2 protein-coding genes are annotated in these 1,854 nt (G+C 71.0%); one reads left to right on the top strand and one right to left on the bottom strand.

Translation table 11 applies throughout. From position 1 onward, the window contains the following. Positions 1–167: 167 nt before the first annotated feature. A complete protein-coding gene (locus FAF44_RS53030; RefSeq protein ID WP_237111092.1) occupies positions 168–824 on the top strand; it encodes a response regulator transcription factor in 657 nt (218 codons plus the stop codon). A gap of 25 nt (positions 825–849) precedes the next feature. On the opposite strand, the gene FAF44_RS53025 is transcribed toward FAF44_RS53030, so the two are convergent. Continuing rightward, complete coding sequence (locus tag FAF44_RS53025) at positions 850–1,698, bottom strand: hypothetical protein (RefSeq protein WP_237111091.1); 849 nt, start codon at positions 1,696–1,698, stop codon at positions 850–852. Positions 1,699–1,854 lie beyond the last annotated feature (156 nt).

Here is a 1,854-nt window from a genome sequence, read left to right as displayed (position 1 = left end):
CGCGTGCCGCATCGCGTTCGACAGTGACTCCTGCACGATCCGGTACGCCGACAGCTCCACGGCCGGCGGCAGCCCGTCGAGCGGCCCGGATCGTTCGACGCGCGGCCCGTCGACGGCGGAGGCTTCGAGGTACGCGCGACATTACCGATCGTGGAGAGGGAGGGCGCTTGATCCGGGTTCTGATCGCCGACGACCAGGGGATGGTCCGCACGGGGTTCACGGTGTTCCTGAGCGGCCAGCCGGACATCGAAGTCGTGGGCGAGGCGGCCGACGGGCGGGAGGCCGTGCAGCGGGCCACCGAACTGAGCCCTGACGTGGTGCTCATGGACGTGCGCATGCCGGTCATGAACGGCCTCGAGGCGACCAGGGAACTCCTGCGCCGCCAGGGCACGGCGAAGGTGCTCATCCTGACCACGTTCGACCTCGACGACTACGTCTACGAGGCGTTGCGGGCCGGGGCCAGCGGGTTCCTGCTCAAGGACGCCTCGGCCGCGCAACTCGTCGAGGCCGTGCGGGTGGTGGCGGCCGGGGAGGCGCTCATCGCCCCGGCGATCACCAAGCGGCTGATCACCGAGTTCGCCCGCCTCGGCGCGCCCCGGCCGGTTTCGGGCCGGCGGGTGGAGGAGCTGACCGAGCGCGAGACAGAGGTGCTCAGCCTGGTCGCGCAGGCGCTGTCCAACCAGGAGATCGCGCAGAAGCTGTTCGTGGCCGAGCAGACGGTGAAGACGCACGTCGGGCGGGTGCTGATGAAGCTGGGGCTGCGCGACCGGGCCCAGGCGATCGTGTTCGCGTACGAGACCGGGCTGGTGCGGCCCGGCGAGTGACCCTCGGCCCGCCTTCGCGATCTGGTCAGCCCGAGCGCAGGCCCGGGAGGAGTTCGATGCGGATGTCGTCGTTCTCGGTCAGCGGGATCGTGCGGCCGAGCCCCGCGCGCCACTGCTCGTACGGCAGGACGGGCACCAGGTAGTGCCTGTTCTCGCGGCTGAGCAGGACGCGCAGGCCGTCGTAGCGGTAGCGGTAGTGGTAGCCGTCCTTCGGCAGGTCGGCCGGGGTGACGCCCGGGGCGTTGAGCGCGAGCCGGTCCTTGGCGTAGATCGAGACCTGCGTCTCGCGGGGCAGCCGGGCGATGAACTCGCGCGCGGCGTCCCTGCCGCTGAGCTGCGCGAACAGGGCGGCGCTCCAGAGAAGGCAGAGGATCGAGACCCCGGCCGCCATGATGAACGCGCTGCGTCCCAGCGGCTGCTCGCGAAAGGGCGCGACCAGCATGGGCGGGCCGGACGCCACGAGCAGCAGGATCAGGATCGTGCTGACGGAGCCGCCCTGGAGCGCGACCGTCGCCAGCACCAGCCCGGCGACGGTGAGGCTCAAGCCGCCGCCCACGAGGAGCCGGCGGCGTAGCGCGACGTCGCGTTGCAGGCCGATGGCGAGCCAGGCGAGGGGGAGCACGGCGAGCCACGGCAGGACGGTGGGGCGGAAGACGTTGAGGCCGCGCAGGGCGTACTCGTCGAGCCGGTAGCCGATCGCGGAGGCGTGCAACTGGAAGAGCTCGAGGTAGCTCTCGGTGTAGACCCAGCCGACGTAGATGACCACGGTCGCGGACGAGGTCAGCAGGAAGGTGCTCAGGGCGATCGGATCGATGGCGGAGGCACTACGGACGGGGCGCGGCGACTCGTCGCCGGCGGCGGTGGTGTCGCTCACGACTCTCCGGTACGGGGTCTCAACGGGCAGAAGGGCATGGGCCAGGTCGCGGGTGGGGTTGGGTTGGGCTCGGGGATGGGTCCGGTGGGTCGGGCGGACTGAACGGGTCCAGCGGGGCAGGAGTGAAATCACCCTCATCGATGGGTCACATGGGTC

It is taken from the genome of Nonomuraea sp. MG754425, assembly GCF_021699195.1.
Taxonomy (GTDB): Bacteria; Actinomycetota; Actinomycetes; order Streptosporangiales; family Streptosporangiaceae; genus Nonomuraea.
The sequence above is the reverse complement of the archived record's forward strand: the minus strand, read 5'-3'. Positions and strand labels throughout refer to the sequence as shown.